A 3,700-nucleotide genomic window follows, 5' to 3' on the forward strand; every position below is an offset into this window, starting at 1 on the left:
CAGGCTGCGCAATCCCGCCCAAAATTATTTCTTCCCTAAAAGAAAACGTAGTGCCTACGTCTGCCTGAAATCAGCTAATTACTTATCAAATAAAGAAATTTATTTTCGAGGTGTCAAAGTTCTGATATACAAGCTGTAAGTCTGTCAAGTTTATTTTTAAAGTTTCTTTTTGTGAAAGTCAAGTTTTAATATTTGTAACTTCTTTCGGTGTGACATGCCCCGGTGCATTTGCCTCCCTGGGAGTTTTTGGTAAAACCGAGTTTTATTTTTATATTTGTCTGGTCTTCCCTGATTAATGCCTGTTGATTTGATGAATGAGGATCATGGCAGGTACTGCAATTTCTTCCCCGTTTGCTGTTCACATGCTTATAATGCAGATTTTTGTCCCCGTCACGGAACCTTGTTTCGCTTTTTTTGTCGGCCCGGCTGATTAATTCATTCTCCGCTATCCTGGGATTATGGCATTGTGAACAGAGATTATACGCATTTTCATTATAAGATACATAATTATCCTCCGGGAAGCTGGCTTTTAAAAGAAAAGGAAATCTAGAGTTGTGTGATTGATGGCAATCAATACAGCCGTTTTTATCCAGAGGCTCGTGTACATATTTCTTTTTCAAAATGTCTTTTTTCTCCTGATGGCATAAAACACATAACTTTTCTTTTTCTTCCCTAAGTTGATATTTAAAATTAGATTCATGAGGAGTATGGCACCCGATACATTCATTTTTCTTGATTGGCGCGTGCAAATATGCTGAATTTTCAATACGTTCATGGCATAAATAACAAATTTCAGCACCATCTTTTGCCAATAAATGCTTATTGTTTGAACTGTGAGGCTGGTGGCATACAACACATTGTCCTTCAGCTAAAGGACCATGTGTATACTTTTTTACTAAAGAAAACCCGTGACAGGCTTTACAAAGTTTTATCCCTGAATTTTTTGCTAAATATTTGTTCTCTGAATTATGCGGTTCATGGCATGGCAAACAATTTCCTTTTGTTATAGGTTTATGGACAACAGCGTCTTTTTTTTGCAAATCAATAAATTCTTTATGACAAATTTCACATAATTCCCCGTCCTCTTTTATCAAAAGTTTTTTATGGTCTGAACTGTGCGGAAAATGGCATATAATACAATCCTCATTACCCAACGGGCCGTGCAGGTAACTTTTATCGACCATTTTTTGCAAATGGCATCCAAAACAAACTGTACTCTTTGAAATAGTTATTCCGCTAATACCAAGACTTATATTAACAGTATGGCAAATTACACAAAACTCTTCTTTATCCTTACTCGGGTGTAAATTTTCCTTTCGAACCTGGTCTTTTATATCTGTGTGGCAATCCACACACTGTTTATTCATTTGATCCGGGTGAAATTTAGTGGAAAATATCTGGATCCTGTTATTTTTGTTGTCAACGACATATATATTTTCATCTTTATCAACATAGATTTTTTTGGGAGATGAAAAATTACCGGGCTTTTTCCCTATTTTCCCAAATTTGAAAAGGAAATGTCCTGATTGGTCAAAAACTTGAATCCTGTTATTATTCTCATCACAAACATAAATCAAATCTTTATTGCTCACCGTTACGCTTATAGGTTCGGAAAAATCTCCGATTTGTGAACCTGGCTGGCCAAAACGGGAAATAAAATGCCCCGCTTCATCAAATATCTGTATACGATTGTTCCCGGAATCAGCGATAAAAACTTTTTTATTGTATAACACAATATCCTTTGGATTTAAAAATTCTCCATTTCTACTGCCTTTTGAACCAAAAGTGAAAAGAAATTCCCCGTCAGGATCAAATACCTGGATTCGATTATTCCATGTATCTACAACATAAATATTGTCTTTTTTATCAAGGTCAACGGCAAACGGCATTATAAATTCACCCTTGCCCTCGCCCTTACCTCCAAACTGGGAAATAAATCTCCCGTTAAAATCAAAAACCAGAATTCTATGCTGTCCTAAATCACTGACATAAATTTTTTTATTTTTGCCTATTGCAATATCCCATGGAAGGGTCAACCTGCCTTTTCCCATGCCGCGCTCTCCGAATTCATTCAACAATTTGCCGTTATCCTTATCAAAAACCTGGATTTTACCGACAAAAGTATTAGTCACAAATATCTTATTCTCATTAACAGCTATACCAATCGGAGAGTTTAATTCGTTAATATTTTTGGGAATAATATTTATACTATCTGAGACAGCGTATAATACAGGGTTTACTATTAATAAAAAGATAAAGAAAACAGGCAGCAAAAAAACAAATCTATTTTTGTCACAAGCGCTTTCATGGGTCGGCTTCGTTATGAAAAGCATCTTTAGTCCTTTATTTTTAGCTTTTGTTTAAAAGGTTTAAAATTACTCAGCCATTAAAACCAGTCCCTTTATTATATTTTTATATAATATATTTGCCTGTTTAAGCTTATTCAGGCTTTTATCTTCCTGTTTTAAGTCAGCGGCAATTAAACCAAGTTCATAATAGGTATGAGCCAGGTTTAAATTTGGTTCTTTATTTCCATTACCCTCAAAAATACGAATTGCTTCTTCAAATTCACTAATTGCTTCATCATATTTTTTCTGGATCCGGTACATTGTGCCAAGACCATAATGCCCGTTTCCTGAATCAGGATTTAAAGTTAAAACTTTTTCAAATTCTGCCTGGGCGCATTCACCCATATTCCTGTCGCGGCAAAAAATACCATAATCAAAATGAATTTCGGCATTAGTTGTATCCAATTCAAGAGAAATTTTAAAATTTTTCTCCGCGAGTTCCACATTTCCCTTTTTAGCATATACATTCCCCAAAAGCGCGTAGGCATCCGCATAACCCGTATCTATTGTTAGTGCCCGCTGTAAATTGCTTTCTGCTTTCCCGTAAAACGCTGCATTATACATAGTTTTTGCAATACCGAAATAACGTTCTGCTTTTTTATCCGGCTGATAACGGGTAACCTTGCTTTCTTTTTTGGGTAATTCGATTCCAAGCATATTCATTACATGATTAACCAGATTTTTTTTACCGCTGAACTTGGGAAAACCGGCTATGATTTCAAATACTTTTCCTTCCTTTGTAACTAACGCCAAACTGGGGAATGTTAAAACACCATATTTATTATAAATGCTTAAATCAGAATCAATCAAAATTTGAAAAGTATAATTCTTATCGGCAATAAGCTCATAAATTTTTGACATCTCATCATCGCCCGCACCATTCGCAGAAGCAGGTGAATAAACAGCTATAATCTCAAAATCTTTTTCTTTATATTGATTGTAAAGTTCCTGCAAAATATTCATTTCTTCTATACAACGGTCGCCCGGATATTTCCAGAACATTACGGCCAGCGCGCTTTTCTCCCGGTACGAATCAATAGAAATTGCCTGTCCTGATATATTTTTAAGGGTAAAAGGGATTATTATATCCTCTTTACTCAACCTTTTAAACGCCTGTGCTTTCGTGGAAAGGGAAAAGAGACAGATAAAAAATAATAAAACCAAAAAGATTGATATAAAATATCTTATCTTAATTTTTTTCATGACTTTTTCCTCCCCAATATTATTCGTAATGTCAAAAATCTCTTTGACATTTTATTAAAATTCCTTATCATTATCGATAAAAATCAACTTTTTAAATGCTCCCCCCTGTTTTTAAGAAAATTTTGAGGTATAATAATCATCATATTGTG

Annotated in this window: 2 protein-coding genes; both read right to left on the reverse strand. The window is 34.8% G+C overall.

Features of this window, described 5'->3' with window-relative positions:
* Positions 1-185: 185 nt before the first annotated feature.
* Complete coding sequence (locus tag AB1498_02915; protein ID MEW6087232.1) at positions 186-2,333, reverse strand: cytochrome c3 family protein; 2,148 nt, start codon at positions 2,331-2,333, stop codon at positions 186-188.
* Positions 2,334-2,375: 42 nt separating this feature from the next.
* Entirely contained in the window at positions 2,376-3,551 is a 1,176-nt protein-coding gene (locus AB1498_02920; protein ID MEW6087233.1) for a tetratricopeptide repeat protein, read from the reverse strand.
* Between the last annotated feature and the right edge of the window lie 149 nt (positions 3,552-3,700).

It is taken from the genome of bacterium, from assembly GCA_040754625.1.
Lineage (GTDB): Bacteria > JACRDZ01 > JAQUKH01 > JAQUKH01 > JAQUKH01 > JAQUKH01.